The following is a 17,810-nucleotide window of genomic DNA, read 5'->3' on the forward strand; positions in this document are numbered from 1 at the left end:
TTCCCGGGGGCGGGTTAGGGTTTTTTTCGTAACCGTTCAAGTGCCTTTTGATGGTTGGAGTTCGCCGTGCCCGTACGCCACCGCACCGCCCGCATCGACGGCCTCGACGTCTTCTACCGGGAGGCCGGCGACCCGGCCGCGCCGACGCTCGTGCTGCTGCACGGCTTCCCGACCTCGTCCGTGGGCTTCGCGCCACTGATGGCGGAGCTGGCCGGCGAGTTCCACCTGGTCGCCCCCGACTACCCCGGCTTCGGACGCAGCTCCGCGCCGCCGGCGGACGAGTGGGCGTACACCTTCGACCACCTCGCCGACGTCGTCGACAAGCTGCTGGACCAGCTCGGCCTCTCGCGTTACGCGATCTACGTCCACGACTACGGCTCCCCCGTCGGCTTCCGCCTCGCCCTGCGCCACCCCGAGCGCATCACCGGCATCGTCAGTCAGAACGGCAACGCCTACGAGGAGGGGTTCACCCCCTTCTGGAACCCGCTGCGTGCGTACTGGGACGAGCCCACGCCGGCCCACCGCGAGGCGCTCCGCTCCGCCCTCACCCCGGACGCCACGCACTGGCAGTACACCCACGGCGTCCCGGACACCTCGCTGGTCGACCCGGCGCTGGAGGTGCACGACCAGGCCCTGCTGGACCGGCCGGGCAACCAGGAGATCCAGCTCGACCTCTTCCTCGACTACGGCACGAACCCCGGCCGTTACCCCGACTGGCAGGAGTACCTGCGCGAACACCAGCCGCCGGTGCTCGCCGCCTGGGGGCGGCACGACGAGATCTTCGGGGTGGAGGGGGCGCGGGCCTTCGCCCGGGACGCCAAGGACGCGCAGGTGCAGTTGCTGGACGCCGGGCACTTCCCGCTGACCACACGGTTCGCGCAGAGCGCGGGGCTGATACGGGACTTCCTGCGCCGGCTCTCCGACTGAGGCACCTCCGACCGGGGCAATCGGACTGGGGCAGTCCGGCTGGGGCTCCGCGTGGGGGGCGGCCGGGTCGGTGGCCCGACGGTCCCGCGGCGCCCGCGGCCGGGGCTACGCGCCGAGGGCCTCCGCCAGGGCCGTCAGGAGGTCCACCACGCCCTGCGGCCCGTCGACCGTCAGGTCCGCGCGGTCCGCCAGCGCGTCCGCGCCCTCGCCCGACATCGCCGCGCTGCACACCAGCAGGCCCGTGACGCCCTCGGGGCGCAGCGCTTCCACCGCGTCGTAGGCCGCGAGGTCGCCGAGGTCGTCGCCGGCGTAGAGGACGGTGCGGGCACCCGTCTCGCGGGTCAGGGTCGTGAGGGCGCGGCCCTTGTCCATGCCCGGCGGGCGGAGTTCGAGGACGAAGCGGCCCGGCTCGACCACGAGGCCGTGCGCCGCCGCCAGGTCGTCCAGCGGCTTGCGCAGCGCGTCGGCGGCCTTTGCGGGGTCGGCGGCGCGGCGGGTGTGGACGGCGACGGCGCGGCCCTTGTCCTCTATCCACGTGCCGCGCCAGGCGTCCGCCGTCTCCAGCACCCCGGGCAGCTCGGCCTGCACCGCGGCCACGCCCGGGTGCGGGGCGGGCGTGCGCAGGGTGCCCGTGGCGGCGTCCCACTGCTCGTCGCCGTAGTGGCCGAGGACGCGCAGATGGGCCAGCCCGGCCACGCCGGCGAAGCCGCCGTACCGTACGGCCACCGCGGCGGGCCGGCCGGTGATGACGGCGACGGTCCCCACGCGCGGCGCGAGCCGGGCCAGCGCGGGTACGGCGCCGGGGTGGGCGCGCGCGGCGTCGGGGTCGGGGACGATCGGGGCGAGGGTGCCGTCGAAGTCGAAGGCGACGAGGGCCTGTTCCGGGTCGGCGAGGAGCGCGGCGAGACCGGCGCGGCCCGCCTCGGTAGCCGGAACGGGGAGCCGTGCTGCGGAGGTGCTGCCCATGCCCAGGACCTTACCGGCCCGCGGTAACGTGCAGGCTATGTCGGAGGGTGCGCTGACCGAGCGGGACTTGGCCGTCCTCGCGCTGGAGAAGCGCGCGTGGCCGGCCCCGGGGGCGAAGGAACGGGCGATCCGGGAGCGGCTGGGGCTCTCCCCGACGCGGTACTACCAGCTTCTCAACGCGCTCCTCGACGACCCCCGGGCCCAGGCGCACGACCCGGTGACCGTCAACCGGCTGCGGCGGGTCCGGCAGGCCCGCCGCGACGCCCGGGAGGGCTGAGAGCCCTACGGGCCGCGGTCACGCCTCCGTCGAGGGTCGGGGTCACCCCTCCGTCGAGGTCACTCCTCCGTCGAGGAGGCCGACTCCGCGATGCTCTGCAGGTTCGTCAGCACCCGCTCCGGCGGGTCGCCGCCCGACTCGGCCGCCTTGCCTATCTGCTTCTTCAGCTCCGCGTTCACCCGCGCCCACGACGTCTTGTTGTCCGGGTAGAAGACGGCGGTCTGGAGCTGGTCCAGGAACGGCTGGAGGTCCCTGCGGCCCTGGCTCAGCTTCTCGACCCCGGAGACCGTCGTCGGCAGCAGGTCGTAGCGCTGCGCGAACTTCAGCACGTTGGTGTCGTCGAAGAGGACGTCGAGGAACTTGCCGATCTCCGAGCGGCGGCCGTTGGCCTTGAACGCCATGACCCAGTCGGCGACGCCCATCGTCGACTCCGAGGGCCCGTCCCGGCCCGGCAGCTTCAGGGCGATGCCGAAGTCGACCTTCTCCCGCCGCAGGTCCTGCATGAGCGTCGGGTGGCCGAAGATCATGCCGACGTCGCCCTTGACGAAGTCGGCGAAGGCGGTGCGCCTGTTGGTCTCGGACGGCGCGGCGTAGGTGAGGCCGGCGCCGACGAGGTTGTCGCGTATCCAGTTGAAGGTGTGGATGTTCTGCTCGGAGTCGATCGTGTAACTGCCGACGTCGTCCGTGTACGCGCCGCCGCCGCTGATCATCCACATCAGCGTCTCGCCCTGGGCCTCCTCGGGTCCGAGCGGGAGCGCGTACGGGATCTTCACGCCGGTGTCCTTGAGCGCCTGCGCGATGTCGAGCAGCTCGTCCCAGTCCTGGGGGGCGTCCTCCGGGTCCGTGCCCAGGCCCGCCTCCTCGAAGAGCGACTTGTTGTAGAACAGCAGCCGCGAGCTGGAGACGAACGGCATGCCGTACTGGACGCGGTTGACCTCGCCGGCGGCGGCGAGGCTGGGCACGAAGTTGGCCTGCGTCGGGATGGAGAGCAGTTGGTCGGTGCTGTAGAGCATGTCGCGGGCGCTGTACTCGGCGTACGGGCCCATCTGCGCGATGTCCGGCGGATTGCCGTCCTTGACCATCTTGTCGACCTTGGCGTCGATGTCCTCCCACGGGATGATCTCGATGTCGACCGAGATGCCCGGGGTGTCGTTGGAGAACTTCGCCGCCAACTGCTCCCAGTAGCGCCGGGAGGTGTCCGACTCGCCCGTGCCGTACTCGGCGGCCACCACCTTCAGCGTGACGTCACCGCCGCCGCTGCCGTCCCCGCACGCGCTCAGCGGTAGGGCCGCCGCACCCGCGGCACCGGCTGCCGCCTTCAGAAATCCACGCCGCTGCACAGCTTTAGCCCACCTCGTACAGAATCATCTGAGGGGGCGAGTCTGACCGGAACGCCCCTCCCAGGTCTACACCAGACCGATATCACTTCCGTAACCACCTCCCCTTCCCGCCATTGCCGCACGGGCTACCGGGCTGATAGGGAGGCGGCGAGCTGAACCGCACACCAACGATCGCGGAACGGCACGAAGGCGCGCACGATCGCCACGACGTGCGTGGAACGTAAGCAGACCGGCACGACATCCGCACGAGACCCGCACATCCAGGGAGCCGCACCTCATGGCAGCCGCCGAACCGTCCCGCACCGCCGCCGAGATCGCCACCCAGCCGGGCTGCTGGCGCCGAGCCCGGCAGGAGGCGGAGGCCGTGCCCGGGCTGCCGCGGCCCGGGGAGAGGGTCGCGGTGGTCGGCTGCGGCACGTCGTGGTTCATGGCGCAGGCGTACGCCGGGCTGCGGGAGGCGGCCGGGCAGGGGCACACGGACGCCTACGCAGCCTCGGAGTTCCCGGCCGGTCGGCGGTACGACCGGATGGTGGCGATCACCCGGTCCGGGACGACGACCGAGGTGCTGGACCTGCTGGCGGCGGTACGGGACGGGGCCGCCGGCACCGCGACCACCGCCCTCACCGCGGACGCCGCGACGCCGGTCGCCACGGCCGCGGACGAGCTGGTCACGCTGGCGTACGCGGACGAGGAGTCGGTGGTGCAGACCCGGTTCGCGACGACGGCGCTGGCGCTCCTGCGCGCCGGCCTCGAACTGCACGGGCCGCCGGCGGCGGGGGTGAAGTCCGTCGCGGGCGCGGCGGTCGACGCGGAGTTGGCGGTGACGCAGCCGCTGCCGCAGGAGCTCGCGGCGGCGGTGCAGTGGACGTTCCTGGGCCGGGGCTGGACCTGCGGCCTCGCGGCGGAGGCGGCGCTGAAGATGCGCGAGGCGGCGGGGGCCTGGACCGAGAGCTACCCGGCGATGGAGTACCGGCACGGGCCGATGGCGATCACCGGCCCCGGACGCGCGGTGTGGCACTTCGGCGAGCTGCCGGAGGGGCTGGCGGCGGACGTGGGCCGGGTGGGCGGCCACCTGAGCGCGGAGTCGACGGCGCGCGGGCTCGACCCGATGGCGGACCTGGTACGGGCACAGCGGCTGGCGGTGACCGTGGCGGAGGCGAAGGGCTACGACCCGGACCGGCCCCGGAACCTGACCCGCAGCGTGGTCCTCCGGTAGGCCGGGGCGGCCCGCGGACCGCCCTGCGGCGGGGCTCGGCGAGCGCCCGCGGCTGCGCTCCGGCCGACCAGGACGCAGAAGGGCACGCCCCGAGGCGCACCGCGGAAACCCGCGGCTCGCCGCTCCCCCGCGGCGCACCACGGGCTTCGCAGAACCGACGCCCGGCGGCGTACAGCCCCGGCCGGCGAGACGTCCCGCGGTCGGCGCCCCACGCGGCGGGGCCCGCGGACCGCCCTGCGGCGGAGCTCGGCGAGCACCCGCGGCTGCGCTCCGCCGGAAGGGCACACCCCGAGGCACACCGCGGAAACCCACGACCCGCCCTCCCCGGCGGCGCACCACACGCTTCGCAGAACCGACACCCCGCGGCATACAGCCCCGGCCGCCGAGACGTCCCGCGGTCGGCGCCCGGGGCGGCTCGCAGTTGACCGGATACCGGCGAAAACCGGACCCGTCATCGCGACTGGACTAGACCTCTCGCCTCTTTACGGGCGAGACTGTCCCCCGTGAGACACGTCATCGCCCTCGATGTGGGCGGCACCGGCATGAAAGCCGCCCTCGTCGGGGCGGACGGCGCGCTGCTCCACGAGACGCGCCGGGCGACCCCGCGCGAGGCGGGGCCCGAGGCCGTCGTCGCCGCCATCCTGGACTTCGCCGCCGACCTGCGGGCCGCCGGGGCGGAGAAGTTCGGCGAACCGGCCGCCGCCGCCGGCGTCGCGGTGCCCGGGATCGTGGACGACGCCGCGGGCGTCGCGGTGTTCTCGGCGAACCTCGGCTGGCGTGACGTACCGTTTCGCCGCCTCCTCGGGGAGCGCCTGGCCTGCCCCGTCGCCGTCGGCCACGACCTGCGCACCGGCGGCCTCGCCGAGGGCCGGCTCGGCGCCGCGCGCGACGTGGACCGGTTCCTGTTCATCGCGCTGGGCACCGGCATCGCCGCCGCCATCGGCATCGACGGCCGCATCGAGCCCGGTGCGCACGGCGGCGCCGGCGAGATCGGCCACATCGTCGTACGCCCCGACGGGCCGCCCTGCGGGTGCGGGCAGCGCGGCTGCCTGGAGCGGCTCGCGTCCGCCTCCGCCGTCGGCAAGGCGTGGGCGACGGCCTGCGGCGACCCCGAGGCGACCGCCGCCGACTGCGCCAAGGCCGTCGAGTCCGGCGACCCGCTGGCCGAAGCCGTCTGGCAGGACGCCGTCGACGCCCTCGCCGGCGGCCTGATCACCGGCATCACCCTGCTCGACCCCCGCCGGATCGTCGTCGGCGGCGGCCTCGCCGAGGCCGGCGACACGCTGTTCGTACCGCTCAAGCGCGCCGTCCGGACGCGCATCACGTTCCAGACATCCCCCCAGATCGTCCCCGCGGAGCTGGGAGACGCCGCCGCCTGCCTGGGCGCGGGGCAGCTCGCCTGGGACCTACTCGCCACGGAGGTAACCGCCTGATGCGGGATTCGATGCGGGATTCGCCGCGGAAGGGCAGCACGGTGCTCACCGGCGCCCGTGTGGTCCAGCCGGCCGGCACCGTGGAGGACGCCAGGCTCACGGTCGCGGACGGCCGGATCGTCTCGGTGGCACCGGGGTCCGACGCGGCAGAGCGGTCCGGCGCGGCGCCGGAGGTCGGCGCCGCGCCGCGGGACGGCGGCGGGCCCGCGGCCACCGACCTGTCCGGGCACTGGATCGTCCCCGGCTTCGTCGACGTCCACGTGCACGGCGGCGGCGGCGCCTCCTTCTCCGGCGGCACCCACGAGCAGGCCCGCACCGTCCTCGACACCCACCGCGGGCACGGCACCACGACCATGCTCGCCTCCACCGTCACCGGCGACCTGGACGACCTCGCCCGGCAGGCCGGCGTCCTCGCGGAGCTGGCCGAGGACGGCGAGCTGGCCGGCATCCACTTCGAGGGCCCGTTCATCTCCCCGCACCGCTGCGGCGCGCACCAGCCCGGGCTGCTGCGCGACCCCGCGCCCGCCGACGTGCGCAAGCTCGTCGAGGCCGGCCGGGGGCAGACGCGGATGCTCACGCTGGCGCCGGAGCTGCCGGGCGGGCTCGACTCCGTACGCCTCCTGGCCGACAGCGGCGTCATCGCCGCCGTCGGCCACACCGACTCCTCCTACGACGCCGTGCGGGAGGCCGTCGAGGCCGGCGCCACCGTCGCCACCCACCTGTTCAACGCCATGCCCGCGCTCGGCCACCGCTCCCCGGGGCCGATCGCCGCGCTGCTGGAGGACGAGCGGGTCACCGTCGAACTGATCAACGACGGCGTGCATCTGCACCCGGCGGTGCTGCAGTTGGCGTTCCGGAGCGCCGGGGCGGGCCGGGTCGCGTTCATCACCGACGCGATGGGCGCCGCCGGCATGGGCGACGGCCGCTACCCGCTCGGCCCGATGGAGGTCGACGTGCGGGACGGCGTGGCCCGGCTGGTCGACGGCGGGTCGATCGCGGGCTCCACGCTGACGCTGGACACCGCGTTCCGCCGGGCGGTCACCGGCGACGGCATGCCGGTCGCGGACGCCGTGGAGGCGCTGTCGGCGACGCCGGCGAAGCTGCTCGGCGCGTACGACCGGATCGGTTCGCTGGAGCCGGGGAAGGACGCGGACCTCGTCGTGCTGGACGCGCGGTTCGCGCTCGTCGGGGTCATGCGCAAGGGTGCGTGGATCGTCACACCCGGGGGCTGAGGCGCGGCCGCCGGCGGCGCGCTGTCGACGGCGCTCAAGCACCATGGCAGGATCTTTCGCGCTTATGTTCCTCACCGTCACACTCAACCTCGCACTCGACCTCACGTACCGGGTGCCGCGGCTGCGTGCCCACGAGTCGCACCGGATCACCGACGTCACGGAGCGGCCCGGCGGCAAGGGCCTGAACGTGGCCCGCGTGCTCGCCGCGCTCGGCCACCCCGTGACGGTCACCGGCTTCGCCGGCGGCCCCACGGGCGCGCACGTGCGCGCGCTGCTGGCCGCCGAGTCGGGGGCGCGGACCGACGCACCGCGGGCCGAGGCGGCGCGGACCGCCGTGCCGGTGACCGACGCACTCGTGGAGGTCGCGGGCACCACGCGGCGCACGATCGCCGTCGTCGACGGCAGTACGGGCGACACCACCCAGCTCAACGAGGCGGGACCCGAGATCGCCGCCGCCGAGTGGGCGGCGTTCCGCGACGTGTACGCGGCGCTGCTCACGGACGCCGGTGCAGCCGCCGGTGCAGCCGCCGGTGAAATCCCCGGCGAAGCAGCCCGCGCGGGGGCCTCGCCCGTCCGGGCCGTGGCGCTGTGCGGCAGCCTGCCGCCCGGGGTGCCCGTGGGCGCGTACGCCGAGCTGGTACGGGCCGCGCACGCCGCCGGCGTGCCCGTACTCCTCGACACCAGCGGCGAACCGCTGCGCCGCGGCGTCGCCGCCCGCCCCGACCTCGTCAAGCCCAACGCCGCGGAGCTCGCCCAGCTCACCGGCGCCACCGAGCCGCTGCGCGCCGCCGACGACGCGCGCCGCCGCGGCGCCCGCGCCGTCGTCGCCTCGCTCGGCGCCGCCGGGCTGCTCGCCGTCACCGCCGACGGCACCTGGCGCGCCGCACCGCCGCGGCACGTGCCGGGCAACCCCACCGGCGCCGGCGACTCCGCCGTCGCCGGGCTGCTGTCCGGGCTCGCCGAGGGCCTGGGCTGGCCCGACCGGCTCGCCCGCGCGGTGGCGCTGTCCGCCGCGACCGTCGCCGCACCGGTGGCGGGCGAGTTCGACACCGACGTCTACGCGGAGACGCTGCCGCGCATCGAGATCACGTCGGGCCGCGGTGCGGCCCGGGATGGGGCCTGAAAGATGTCACTCACGACCACCGGAGAACTCGTCGCCGCCGCCCGCGCGGCGGGCCACGGCGTGGCCGCCTTCAACGTCATCACGCTGGAGCACGCCGAGGCCGTCGCCGCCGGCGCGGAGGCCGCGGGCGCGCCCGCCGTGCTGCAGATCTCGGAGAACGCCGTGCGGTTCCACGGCGGCCGGCTCACGCCCCTGGCCACCGCGACGGCGGCCGTGGCGCGGGCCTCGTCCGCGCAGTTGTCGCTGCACCTGGACCACGTCGTCTCCGCCGACCTGCTGCGCTCCGCGTACGGGCTGGGCTTCAGCTCCGTGATGTTCGACGCCTCGAAGCTGTCCTACGCGGACAACGTGAAGGCCACGGCGGAGGCGGTGCGCTGGGCGCACGAGCACGCGATCTGGATCGAGGCGGAGCTGGGGAAGGTCGGCGGCAAGGAGGCCGACGCGCCGCTCGACGCGCACGCGCCCGGAGTGCGTACGGACCCGGACGAGGCGGTGGCGTACGTCACGGACACCGGCGTCGACGCGCTGGCCGTCGCGGTGGGCAGTTCGCACGCGATGACCGAGCGCACGGCGGCGCTGGACCACGAGCTGATCGGCCGGCTGCGGGCGGCGGTCGCGGTGCCGCTGGTGCTGCACGGTTCGTCCGGGGTGCCGGACGCGGAGCTGCGGCAGGCGGTGGCGGCGGGGATGGTGAAGATCAACGTCGGTACGGCGCTGAACACCGCGTTCACCGGCGCCGTCCGCGCTCATCTGGAGGCGAACCCGGCCGTGGTGGACCCGCGCAAGTACCTGGCGCCGGGGCGGGACGCGATGGCGGCGACGGTGCGCCGGTTCCTGGAGGTCGTCGGCGGCTGACGGCCGCGGAGATGGTCGGGGCCCGGCGCGCGCTTCGTGCGTCCGCGTCGGGCCCGTCCGGGCGGTACGGTCCGTACCCGCCCTACGGCTGCGTGACCTGGCCCTCCGCGAGCGACACCTTGCTGATCGCGGTCTGGCAGTCCTTGTTGCCCGACTCGCAGGACAGCTTGATCTCGTTGGCGCCCTCGTTCAGGGAGATCCACGAGTAGGTCCGGGTCCAGCCGGCCAGCCAGTCGTCCTTGCCGGCCTTCGCGAAGTTCTCCATGTTCAGCGGCCGGCCCGCGGCCTCGCCGTTGATCGTGAGGGTGAGGTCGGCGTCCTTGCCGGGCACGCTGTAGTCGACGAAGAGCGTGTACTCCCCGTCGGCGGAGACCTCGGGCTCCCAGGTCGCGGAGGCGCCCTGGGTCTCCATCCCGTGGACGTACGAGCCGTCCTCGGAGACGTTCGTGTCGTTGCCCACGACCGCGCCGCCGGCCAGCGACAGCTTCGTGCCGTCCTCGGTGGGCGGGTCGGTCGGGTCCTTCTCCGGCTTGTCGTCGCCGTTCTTGGGGCCGTCACCCGCCTGGTCGCTCGGGGCGACCGACTCGGAGTCGCCGCCGCCGACGTCCGACTCCTCGCCGTCGCCGCTGAAGAGGACCGCGGCGACGATGGCGATCACGACCGTGGCGACCACGGCGACCGCGCCGAGCATCAGCCCGTTGCGCCCGCCGCCGCGCCCGCGGCGCGGGCCCTCGCCGGGGTCGCCCGGCGGGAAGGACGGGGGCTGCGGCGGGGGGCCGCCGTAGGTCTCGGGCGCGGCGTAGTGCGGGCTGGGGCTGGACTGCCCGTACGGATACGCCTGCTGCTGCGGCACGTACTGCGGGGCCTGCTGGCCGCCGTACGTCCGCTCACCGACGGCTCTGACCTGGGTGTACGACGTGCGCGGCACGCCCGGGGCGGGGGCCGCGCCCTCGCCGGGGCCGGGGACCGGCGCGGCACCGCCTTCGGGGCGGTACAGGTGGGCGAAGGGGTCGTCGTCCTCGGGCGGCGTGCCCGCACCGTGGTTGCCGGCCGTCATCTCCCTCTCACTCCCTGGTGGGCGTTGCGTCCCGGCCGGCGAACCGCCGGCCAGGGGGCGAGCCTACCCCGTCCGGAGCAGTGCCCGAGCGTTCCTTGGGTCGACTGTGGACGAAGCCACGACGGCCGCCTGTGGACAACCGGCGGCCACGGGGCGGCGGCGCGCCCGGCCCGTACGCGCGTCACTAGCCCGCCCGGCGGTGCGAGCGCCCCTGCGAGCGGGCCCGCTTCTCCCGGTACATGAGCTGGTCCGCCGAGCTGAGGATCTCCTCGGTCGACATCCCGCACATCGCCCACCCGGTGCCGATGCTCGCGCCGACGCTCACCGCCCGGCCGTCGACCTGGATCGGCGGGATGATCGCGTTCCGCAGCCGCACCGCCAGGTCCTCGGCGCCGCCGGGCGTCAGGCCGTCGGCCAGCACCACGAACTCGTCGCCGCCGAGCCGCGCGACGGTGTCGCCGTCGCGGACCGCGTGGGTCAGCCGCTGCGCGACGGCGATGAGCACGGCGTCGCCGGTGTTGTGCCCGAAGCGGTCGTTGATGGACTTGAAGCCGTCGAGGTCGCAGAAGAGCACGGCGAGCCCCTTGCCGGCGGACTCCCCGCCGCCCTCGGGGGCCATCGCGTGCACATGGTGCTCGTACGGTCCCGGGCCGGCCCAGTGCGCCTCCTCGGCGCCGTCGGTCCCGAAGCCGTGCCCGTTGCTGTCCACCTCGCCGGGGACCGGCCCCGCGCCGGCGCCGACGATGGCGCGCCCGCGCGGGCCGGGCAGCCCGGCGGCGGAGTGGCTGACGGCCCCGGTGTACAGCTCCGGCGGCCGGTCGCAGAGCCGGGCGGTGAGGCGGGCGCGCAGCTCGGCGGCGTTGGGCAGGCCGGTGAGCGAGTCGTGGCTGGCGCGGTGCGCGAGCTGGGCCTCGTGGCGCTTGCGCTCCTCGATGTCCTCGACGTGGGTGAGGAGGTAGCGCGGGCCGTCGGCGGCGTCGGCCACGACCGAGTTGCGCAGGCTCACCCACACGTACGTGCCGTCGCGGCGGGCGAGGCGCAGCTCGGCCTTGCCGCCCTCGGCGAAGGTGCGCATCAGGGTGCCGACGTCCTCGCGGTGGACGAGGTCGGAGAACGCCAGCCGGCGCAGGCTGGACTGCTGGCGGCCCAGCAGCCGGCACAGCGCGTCGTTCGTACGGATCAGCCGCCCGTGGTCGTCGCCGCCCATCTCGGCGACGGCCATGCCGCTGGGCGCGTACTCGAAGGCCTGGCGGAAGCTCTCCTCGCTGGCGCGCAGCGCCTGCTGCTCGCGCTCCAGGCGCACCAGCGCGCGCTGCATGTTGGCCCGCAGCCGGGCGTTGGTGATCGCTATGGCGGCCTGCGAGGCGTACATCTGCAGGGCCTCGCGCCCCCAGGGGGTCGGCACCCGGCCGTTGGCCGGCTTGTCGACGGACAGCACGCCGAGCAGCTCGCGGCCGGCGTCGTAGATCGGCGAGAAGAGCCGGTCGCCGGTGACCCAGTCACCGGGGGCGGAGGGGGGCGGGACGACGGGGTGGATCTGCGGCACCTCGTCGTCGTCGAGGACCCAGCCCTCGCTGTGGGGTATGTAGCGCAGCTCTCCCCACGCGACGCCCATGTGGAGCCGGCGCTCCCACGCCTCGCGCGGGCCGACCCGGCCGGCCATGATCGCCTCGGCGGTGGGATCGCCGCCGACGGCGGCGACGACGAGGTCGCCGTCGGGCCGGACGAGGTTCACCGCGGAGACCTCGTACCCGAGGGCGACGAGCCCGTCCGCGACGCTCTGGAGCGTGTCGGCAAGGCTGCGCGTCTGGTTCAGGTCCGCGAGGACCTGATGCAGCCGACGCAGGCTTGCCAGCCTTACGTAAGGCTCTGCCTCCGTCTCCATACCTGCCCTCCCGTCTCGCCCCGACTTCGGCGGGAGACCCCCGCGTGGAATTTCACCAACGACACGGCCACTGAATCACAGCCAGCTCTACGGCGGGTACACAGGGTCAACATTGGATGCTCTCTGTGACTCAAGTCACAGGGCGGGGAGGTGTTAACCGGCGTGCGGCCAAGAGTCGCACGCCGCTCGGTGAGGGCTTCGCGCCGGGTGGGGCGGCAGGGGCCCCGCGGGGGGTCCGCGGCAGGTGGGAGGGGACGGGGACCTAGGACCCCGCTCGGTCCCCGGCCCGATGCCCGGGGCCCGTCCGTCCACGTACGGTTCGAGGCGTGCTGCATGAGACGCGAACGGTGGACCATCCTGGTGGGGTGAGCGACGAGGTGTTCCGGGCGGCCATGAGCCGGCTCGCCGCGGGCGTGGTGCTGGTCACGGCGTACGACCCGGACCCCGGCCTGGACGGCGAGGACGTGGGGATGACGGCGACCGCGTTCCTGTCGGTGTCCCTGGAGCCCCCGCTGGTGATGGTCAGCGTCCGCAACGGCTCGCGCATGGACGAACTGCTGACGGAGCGCGAGGAGTGGGCGGCGTCGGTGCTCTCCGAGAGCCAGCGGCACATCGCCGGGCGGTTCGCGATGAAGGGGCGGGTCAGCGACCGGCTGCTGTTCGACGACATCCCGTACACGCGCGGTGAGGTGACGGGGTGCGCGCTGGTGGGCGGGGCGCTGGCGACGGTGGAGTGCCGGACCGAGCAGCGGGTGGTCGCGGGGGACCACACGCTGGTGATCGGGCGCGTGCTGAGCGCGGGGCAGCCGAGTTCCGACGGGAGTCCGCTGACGTACTTCCGGGGGCGGTACCGGACGCTGAGCTGAGCGTTCGCGTGTTTGCGGGGGCGACGGTGCGCCTCCTCCGGGGTCGGCGCCCGGTCACTGGCCCCAGCCGCGGCCCGTGCGGCCGCGCTTGACGTCGGACCGCTGCTTCTTCTCCCGCAGCCGCCGCTCGTTGACCCCCCGCGGGACCTTCCGCTTCCGCCGCGGCGAGGGCGGCGGCGCCGTGGCCTCCGCGAGCAGCGCGGCCAGCCGCACGGCCGCCGCCTCGCGGTTTCGCCACTGCGAACGGTGCTCACTCGCCCGCACCACGACGTGCCCGTCGACGAGCCGGTCCGCGAGCCGCGCGAGGGCCCGCTCCTGCCACACCGGCGGCAGCGACCGCGTCCGCGCGAGGTCGAAGCGGACCTCGGCCTGGGTGTCGCTCGTGTTCACGTGCTGACCGCCGGGCCCCGAGGACCGGGAGAAACGCCACTGCAGCTCGGCCTCCGGCAGGGCGACCGAGCCGCGGATGCGGTAGGGACCGGACATGTCTCCATGATCCCGCGCGGATGTTCGACCTGTCACGTCGTTTGTGCCGCCGGAAGTCGCCCGGAAGTGGTGGGCGTACGGTGCGTGGAACCGGGTAGGGCACACCCGCGTTGTGGTCCGTAGACGAGGCTCCGGCACGTGGAGCCAGAACCAGGAGGGGACTCCCCATGCCCGTAAGCCTGTCCAAGGGCGGCAACGTATCGCTCACCAAGGAAGCCCCCGGGCTGACCGCCGTCACGGTCGGACTCGGCTGGGACGTCCGCACCACGACGGGGGTGGACTTCGACCTCGACGCGAGCGCCATCGCGGTGAACGCCGAGGGCAGGGTCTTCTCCGACCAGCACTTCATCTTCTTCAACAACCGGCAGTCGCCGGACCAGACGATCGTGCACACCGGTGACAACGTCACCGGTGAGGGCGCCGGCGACGACGAGCAGATCAACGTCAACCTCGCCGGCCTGCCGCCGGAGATCGACAAGATCGTCTTCCCGGTCTCGATCTACGACGCCGAGACCCGCAGCCAGAACTTCGGCCAGGTGCGGAACGCCTTCATCCGCGTCGTGAACCAGGCCGGGGGCACGGAGATCGCCCGCTACGACCTCACCGAGGACGCGGCGACGGAGACCGCGATGGTCTTCGGCGAGCTGTACCGCAACGGCGCGGAGTGGAAGTTCCGCGCGGTCGGCCAGGGCTACGCCTCGGGCCTGTCGGGCATCGCCCAGGACTTCGGCGTCAGCGTCTGACGCGGGGGCGTCCACGGGACGCCGACCGGTGGAGCGACGAGCCCCGGTGCCCTCGGGCGCCGGGGCTCACGCCTGCCTGACCTCCACGCCCACCTGGGCGGCGAAGGCCGGGGCCAGGGCGAGGAGTTGGTCCGGGCTGATGACGGCGCCCGACAGGCGGTCGATGCCGCGTTCCAGGGAGAGCTCCGTCGCGCGGCGGAGGTCCACGTCCTTCAGGTGGGCGCCGGAGAGGTCCGCGCGCTGGATCGCGCAGCCCGGGAAGGCCACCCGCTCCAGGCGGGCGTCGGCGAAGTCCGGCTCCGCCAGGACGCAGTCCTCGAACACGACGTCCGTCAGCCGGGCCCCGCGCAGGTTCAGGAAGTCCGCCTTGCCGCCCCGCAGCACCACCCGCTCCAGCGTCGCCCCGTGCAACTGGACGCCGCCCAGCCTCGTGTCCGTCAGCTCCACGTCCCGCAGCGTCGCCCCCGCCAGGTCCGTGCCCGCGCCGCGCACCTCCTCCAGCACCGAGTCGATCAGCCGCGCGCTGGGCAGCCGGGCCGCGTCCAGCACGCAGCGGCGCAGGGCGCAGTCCATGAAGCGCGCGCCCGCGCCGTCGGCACCGGTCAGGTCGAGGCCGGAGAACTCCAGCGCGTCGTAGTCCCCGTCGGGCTCCAGGTCCGCCACCCGGTACGCCCCCGCGTCGACCGCGTCGCCCTCCCCGGCGGCGGTCTCCTCCACCGCCCCGTACCGCTCCAGGTCCGCCGGCAGCCGCACCGCCGGGCGGCGCGGCGCCTTGATCGTCTTCCGCCTCGTCATGCGCCCCATCGTGACGTACGACACTGACAACCGCCCGGGTGTCACATCCGGGCCCCCGCCGTCGTCCTGTCGCAGATACGGCACTACCGCAGGTGAGGAGCGGATCATGGAACGGATCTCCGTCATCGGCGGCGGGCTGGCCGGGCTCACCGCCGCCATCACCGCCGCCGAGGCCGGCGCTCGGGTGACGCTGTACGAGGCGCACGGCACCCTCGGGGGGCGGGCCCGTACCGCCGACGCGCCCTACCGCACCAACGAGGGCCCGCACGCGCTCTACTACCGCGGCCCGCACTGGGCCTGGCTCAACCGGCGCGACCTGCTCGGCCCGCTCGCCCCGATCCCGCCGCTGGACGGCTCCCGGTTCCGCTTCCGCCACGACGGCCGGCTGCGGAAGGTGCCGCCGGCCGCGATGCTGCGCCTCGTCCGCCGCCGCGAGGCACCCGTCGACCGCGACTTCCACAGTTGGGCGGCGGAGATCGCCGGCGAGGCCGGCGCCCAGGCCGCCGCCCGCTACAGCGCCGTCGCGATCTTCCACCACGACCCGGGCGCCCTGTCCGCCGCCTTCGTCCAGGAACGGCTGCGCCGCACCACCGCGCTGCCGCCCGAGGCGCACTACCCGGTGGGCGGCTGGGGTTCCGTGGTCGACCGGATGGCGGGCATGGCGTGGAACATGGGCGTACGGATCGAGGTCGGGAGCCGCGTCGACGAGCTGCCGCAGGACGGCCCCGTCGTCGTCGCCACCTCGCTCCCGGCCGCCCGCACGCTCCTCGGCGACCCGTCGCTGACCTGGCCCTCGGGCCGTACGGTCCTGATCGACCTCGCCCTCCGCCGGCGCCGCGGCGACGCCTTCGTCGTCTCCGACCTCGACGCCCCCGGCTGGCTGGAGCGCTTCTCCGCCGGCGACCCGACGCTGGCACCGGCCGGCGAGCAGCTCGTCCAGGGCCAGGTGCCCGTGGCCCCCGGGGAGAGCCGGGCGGCGGGTGTCGCGCGGGCCGAGGAGCTGCTCGACCTGGGCTTCCCGGGCTGGCGGGACCGTACGGTGTGGCGCCGCCACGCGCTGGCCGCGGGCCGCACGGGTGCGGTGGACCCGCCGGGCAGCAGTTGGCGCGACCGGCCCGCGGTGGACCGGGGGGACGGGGTGTACCTGGCGGGGGACCAGGTGGCGGCGCCGGGCGTGCTGAGCGAGGTGGCGTTCGCGAGTGCGATCGAGGCGGTGCGCCTGGCGCTGCCGGGGCGGCGGCTCGACGCGGCGGCGTGGGGGGCGGCGGCGGAGGGGGCGGCGTAGGGGCGCCTCAAGGGACGGGACACCGGGGCAGTGGCGTAAAGTACACCGCCCACCGAGGGCGACCAGGGGGGCCTGGGACCGGGGGAACACGGGGGATCCCGAGGGGGATCGGGGATCGGGGGCGGTGCGCCCGGTCGGCGGGCACGGGCTCCGGCCCGGCTCGCCGGCCGGGCGGCCGACGCGCGGGGGCCTCCGCTTGACCTGAAGTTCTGTTCAAGTTGTCTGCTGGTCCCATGCACGCCATTCGACTTCACGCCTTCGGCCCGGCCGAGAACCTCGTCTACGAGCAGACCGACGACCCCGTACCCGGCCCCGGCCAGGTCCGTATCGCCGTCGCCGCCGCGGGGGTGCACCTCCTCGACACCTTCCTGCGGGCCGGCGAGACCCGCGGGCCCATGCCACCCGCCGACCTGCCCACGATCCCCGGCCGCGAGGTCGCCGGCACCGTCGAGTCCGTGGGCGACGGCGTCGACCCGGACTGGCTGGGCAAGCGCGTCGTCGCCCACATCGGGCTCGTCCCCGGCGGCTACGCGGAGCTGACCGTCACCGAGGCGGAGCGGCTGCACGCGCTGCCCGACTCCCTCGACGCCGCGGAGGCCGTCGCGATGATCGGCACCGGGCGGACGACGATGGGGTTCCTGCACTTCGCCGCGGTGACGCCGGACGACGTCGTGGTCGTCACCGCGGCGGCGGGCGGCGTCGGCTCGCTGCTCGTCCAGTACGCCCGCAACCTCGGCGCGTACGTCGTGGGCCTGGCCGGCGGTCCGGAGAAGGTCGCGCAGGTACGGGACCTCGGTGCCGACGCCGCCGCCGACTACACCGACCCGGCCTGGCCCGGCGCCGTACGCGCCGCCCTCGGCGACCGCCGGCCCACGGTGCTCCTCGACACCGTCGGCGGCGACGCCGCCCGCGCGGCGGCCGACCTCCTCGCGCCCGGGGGGCGGCACCTGGTGCTGGGCTGGTCGTCGGGGACGCCGCTGGAGTTCACGGAGGCGGAGCTGGCGGAGCGGGGCATCACGTCGGTCAACGTCCTCGGCCCCGACTGGCTCAGCCGCGTCGGCGGCGAGAACCCCCTGCGGCGCATGGAGGAGGCGGCGCTGACGGAGGCGGCGACGGGCCGCTGGCAGGCGCTGGTGCAGCGCTACCCGCTGGCGCGGGCGGCGGAGGCGCACCGGGCGCTGGAGACGCGGGGCACGGTGGGGAAGGTCGTCCTGGAGCCGTAAGGGCGCCGTAGGGCGTGCCGCCCGCCGGGCGGCACGCCCCTCCCGGAGCGCCGCGAGCCGGTCGCCGCGGCCGGAACGCCGCGGACCCGGCCGTGGCCTCC

Annotated in this window: 17 protein-coding genes; 11 read left to right on the top strand and 6 right to left on the bottom strand. The window is 74.9% G+C overall.

The window, feature by feature from the left end:
• Window positions 1-66: 66 nt before the first annotated feature.
• Entirely contained in the window at window positions 67-927 is an 861-nt protein-coding gene (locus O7599_RS16615) for an alpha/beta hydrolase (RefSeq protein WP_281623407.1), read from the top strand.
• Between the two features lie 105 nt (window positions 928-1,032).
• Here the strand turns inward: O7599_RS16615 and otsB are convergent, their stop codons facing one another.
• A complete protein-coding gene (otsB, locus tag O7599_RS16620) occupies window positions 1,033-1,893 on the bottom strand; it encodes a trehalose-phosphatase (protein ID WP_281622935.1) in 861 nt (286 codons plus the stop codon).
• A 37-nt stretch (window positions 1,894-1,930) separates the two neighbouring features.
• On the opposite strand from otsB, the gene O7599_RS16625 reads away from it, so the two are divergent.
• On the top strand, window positions 1,931-2,170 hold the full coding sequence (locus tag O7599_RS16625) for a DUF3263 domain-containing protein (RefSeq protein WP_281622936.1): 240 nt from the start codon (window positions 1,931-1,933) through the stop codon (window positions 2,168-2,170).
• A 59-nt stretch (window positions 2,171-2,229) separates the two neighbouring features.
• Here O7599_RS16625 and O7599_RS16630 read toward each other — a convergent pair whose 3' ends face one another.
• On the bottom strand, window positions 2,230-3,510 hold the full coding sequence (locus O7599_RS16630) for an extracellular solute-binding protein (protein WP_281622937.1): 1,281 nt from the start codon (window positions 3,508-3,510) through the stop codon (window positions 2,230-2,232).
• A 277-nt stretch (window positions 3,511-3,787) separates the two neighbouring features.
• Between O7599_RS16630 and O7599_RS16635 the strand changes: the two genes are divergently transcribed.
• The 5 genes from O7599_RS16635 (at window position 3,788) to O7599_RS16655 (ending at window position 9,369) form a co-directional block, all read left to right on the top strand.
• On the top strand, window positions 3,788-4,726 hold the full coding sequence (locus O7599_RS16635) for an SIS domain-containing protein (protein ID WP_281622938.1): 939 nt from the start codon (window positions 3,788-3,790) through the stop codon (window positions 4,724-4,726).
• A gap of 503 nt (window positions 4,727-5,229) precedes the next feature.
• Complete coding sequence (locus O7599_RS16640) at window positions 5,230-6,159, top strand: ROK family protein (protein WP_281622939.1); 930 nt, start codon at window positions 5,230-5,232, stop codon at window positions 6,157-6,159.
• A gap of 11 nt (window positions 6,160-6,170) precedes the next feature.
• Entirely contained in the window at window positions 6,171-7,391 is a 1,221-nt protein-coding gene (gene nagA, locus O7599_RS16645) for an N-acetylglucosamine-6-phosphate deacetylase (protein WP_281623408.1), read from the top strand.
• 64 nt (window positions 7,392-7,455) lie between these two features.
• The gene (locus O7599_RS16650) at window positions 7,456-8,514 is read left to right on the top strand and encodes a 1-phosphofructokinase family hexose kinase (protein ID WP_281623409.1); all 1,059 of its coding nucleotides are present in this window, start codon (window positions 7,456-7,458) and stop codon (window positions 8,512-8,514) included.
• 3 nt (window positions 8,515-8,517) lie between these two features.
• Complete coding sequence (locus O7599_RS16655) at window positions 8,518-9,369, top strand: class II fructose-bisphosphate aldolase (protein ID WP_281622940.1); 852 nt, start codon at window positions 8,518-8,520, stop codon at window positions 9,367-9,369.
• Window positions 9,370-9,451: 82 nt separating this feature from the next.
• On the opposite strand, the gene O7599_RS16660 is transcribed toward O7599_RS16655, so the two are convergent.
• Together O7599_RS16660 and cdgB are read right to left on the bottom strand one after the other, a co-directional pair.
• Window positions 9,452-10,426, bottom strand: coding sequence for a hypothetical protein (locus O7599_RS16660; RefSeq protein ID WP_281622941.1), 975 nt, complete (start codon window positions 10,424-10,426; stop codon window positions 9,452-9,454).
• Window positions 10,427-10,610: 184 nt separating this feature from the next.
• Complete coding sequence (gene cdgB / locus O7599_RS16665; RefSeq protein WP_281622942.1) at window positions 10,611-12,311, bottom strand: diguanylate cyclase CdgB; 1,701 nt, start codon at window positions 12,309-12,311, stop codon at window positions 10,611-10,613.
• A 392-nt stretch (window positions 12,312-12,703) separates the two neighbouring features.
• Between cdgB and O7599_RS16670 the strand changes: the two genes are divergently transcribed.
• Window positions 12,704-13,177 carry a flavin reductase family protein gene (locus O7599_RS16670; protein WP_348652628.1) on the top strand — a complete coding sequence of 158 codons (474 nt, stop codon included), beginning with the start codon at window positions 12,704-12,706 and terminating at the stop codon, window positions 13,175-13,177.
• A 54-nt stretch (window positions 13,178-13,231) separates the two neighbouring features.
• On the opposite strand, the gene arfB is transcribed toward O7599_RS16670, so the two are convergent.
• Window positions 13,232-13,663 (bottom strand): alternative ribosome rescue aminoacyl-tRNA hydrolase ArfB, encoded by a 432-nt coding sequence (gene arfB, locus O7599_RS16675; protein WP_281622944.1) that lies wholly within the window; start codon window positions 13,661-13,663, stop codon window positions 13,232-13,234.
• A gap of 167 nt (window positions 13,664-13,830) precedes the next feature.
• On the opposite strand from arfB, the gene O7599_RS16680 reads away from it, so the two are divergent.
• The gene (locus O7599_RS16680) at window positions 13,831-14,406 is read left to right on the top strand and encodes a TerD family protein (protein WP_281622945.1); all 576 of its coding nucleotides are present in this window, start codon (window positions 13,831-13,833) and stop codon (window positions 14,404-14,406) included.
• A gap of 66 nt (window positions 14,407-14,472) precedes the next feature.
• Here the strand turns inward: O7599_RS16680 and O7599_RS16685 are convergent, their stop codons facing one another.
• The gene (locus O7599_RS16685; protein ID WP_348652612.1) at window positions 14,473-15,201 is read right to left on the bottom strand and encodes a pentapeptide repeat-containing protein; all 729 of its coding nucleotides are present in this window, start codon (window positions 15,199-15,201) and stop codon (window positions 14,473-14,475) included.
• A 106-nt stretch (window positions 15,202-15,307) separates the two neighbouring features.
• On the opposite strand from O7599_RS16685, the gene O7599_RS16690 reads away from it, so the two are divergent.
• Both O7599_RS16690 and O7599_RS16695 read left to right on the top strand, forming a co-directional pair.
• On the top strand, window positions 15,308-16,486 hold the full coding sequence (locus O7599_RS16690) for an NAD(P)-binding protein (RefSeq protein WP_281622946.1): 1,179 nt from the start codon (window positions 15,308-15,310) through the stop codon (window positions 16,484-16,486).
• Window positions 16,487-16,719: 233 nt separating this feature from the next.
• Window positions 16,720-17,709, top strand: coding sequence for a zinc-binding dehydrogenase (locus O7599_RS16695; RefSeq protein WP_281622947.1), 990 nt, complete (start codon window positions 16,720-16,722; stop codon window positions 17,707-17,709).
• The last annotated feature ends 101 nt before the right edge of the window (window positions 17,710-17,810 follow it).

Source organism: Streptomyces sp. WMMC500 (assembly GCF_027497195.1).
GTDB lineage: Bacteria > Actinomycetota > Actinomycetes > Streptomycetales > Streptomycetaceae > Streptomyces.

What these genes read in the sequence shown, in the direction of transcription:
- otsB (WP_281622935.1), bottom strand. Translation starts at nt 1,893, where the DNA reads ATGGGCAGCACCTCCGCAGCACGGCTCCCCGTTCCGGCTACCGAGGCG.
- O7599_RS16625 (WP_281622936.1), top strand. Translation starts at nt 1,931, where the DNA reads ATGTCGGAGGGTGCGCTGACCGAGCGGGACTTGGCCGTCCTCGCGCTG.
- O7599_RS16635 (WP_281622938.1), top strand. Translation starts at nt 3,788, where the DNA reads ATGGCAGCCGCCGAACCGTCCCGCACCGCCGCCGAGATCGCCACCCAG.
- nagA (WP_281623408.1), top strand. Translation starts at nt 6,171, where the DNA reads ATGCGGGATTCGCCGCGGAAGGGCAGCACGGTGCTCACCGGCGCCCGT.
- O7599_RS16650 (WP_281623409.1), top strand. Translation starts at nt 7,456, where the DNA reads ATGTTCCTCACCGTCACACTCAACCTCGCACTCGACCTCACGTACCGG.
- O7599_RS16655 (WP_281622940.1), top strand. Translation starts at nt 8,518, where the DNA reads ATGTCACTCACGACCACCGGAGAACTCGTCGCCGCCGCCCGCGCGGCG.
- O7599_RS16660 (WP_281622941.1), bottom strand. Translation starts at nt 10,426, where the DNA reads ATGACGGCCGGCAACCACGGTGCGGGCACGCCGCCCGAGGACGACGAC.
- cdgB (WP_281622942.1), bottom strand. Translation starts at nt 12,311, where the DNA reads ATGGAGACGGAGGCAGAGCCTTACGTAAGGCTGGCAAGCCTGCGTCGG.
- O7599_RS16670 (WP_348652628.1), top strand. Translation starts at nt 12,704, where the DNA reads ATGAGCCGGCTCGCCGCGGGCGTGGTGCTGGTCACGGCGTACGACCCG.
- arfB (WP_281622944.1), bottom strand. Translation starts at nt 13,663, where the DNA reads ATGTCCGGTCCCTACCGCATCCGCGGCTCGGTCGCCCTGCCGGAGGCC.
- O7599_RS16680 (WP_281622945.1), top strand. Translation starts at nt 13,831, where the DNA reads ATGCCCGTAAGCCTGTCCAAGGGCGGCAACGTATCGCTCACCAAGGAA.
- O7599_RS16685 (WP_348652612.1), bottom strand. Translation starts at nt 15,201, where the DNA reads ATGACGAGGCGGAAGACGATCAAGGCGCCGCGCCGCCCGGCGGTGCGG.
- O7599_RS16690 (WP_281622946.1), top strand. Translation starts at nt 15,308, where the DNA reads ATGGAACGGATCTCCGTCATCGGCGGCGGGCTGGCCGGGCTCACCGCC.
- O7599_RS16695 (WP_281622947.1), top strand. Translation starts at nt 16,720, where the DNA reads ATGCACGCCATTCGACTTCACGCCTTCGGCCCGGCCGAGAACCTCGTC.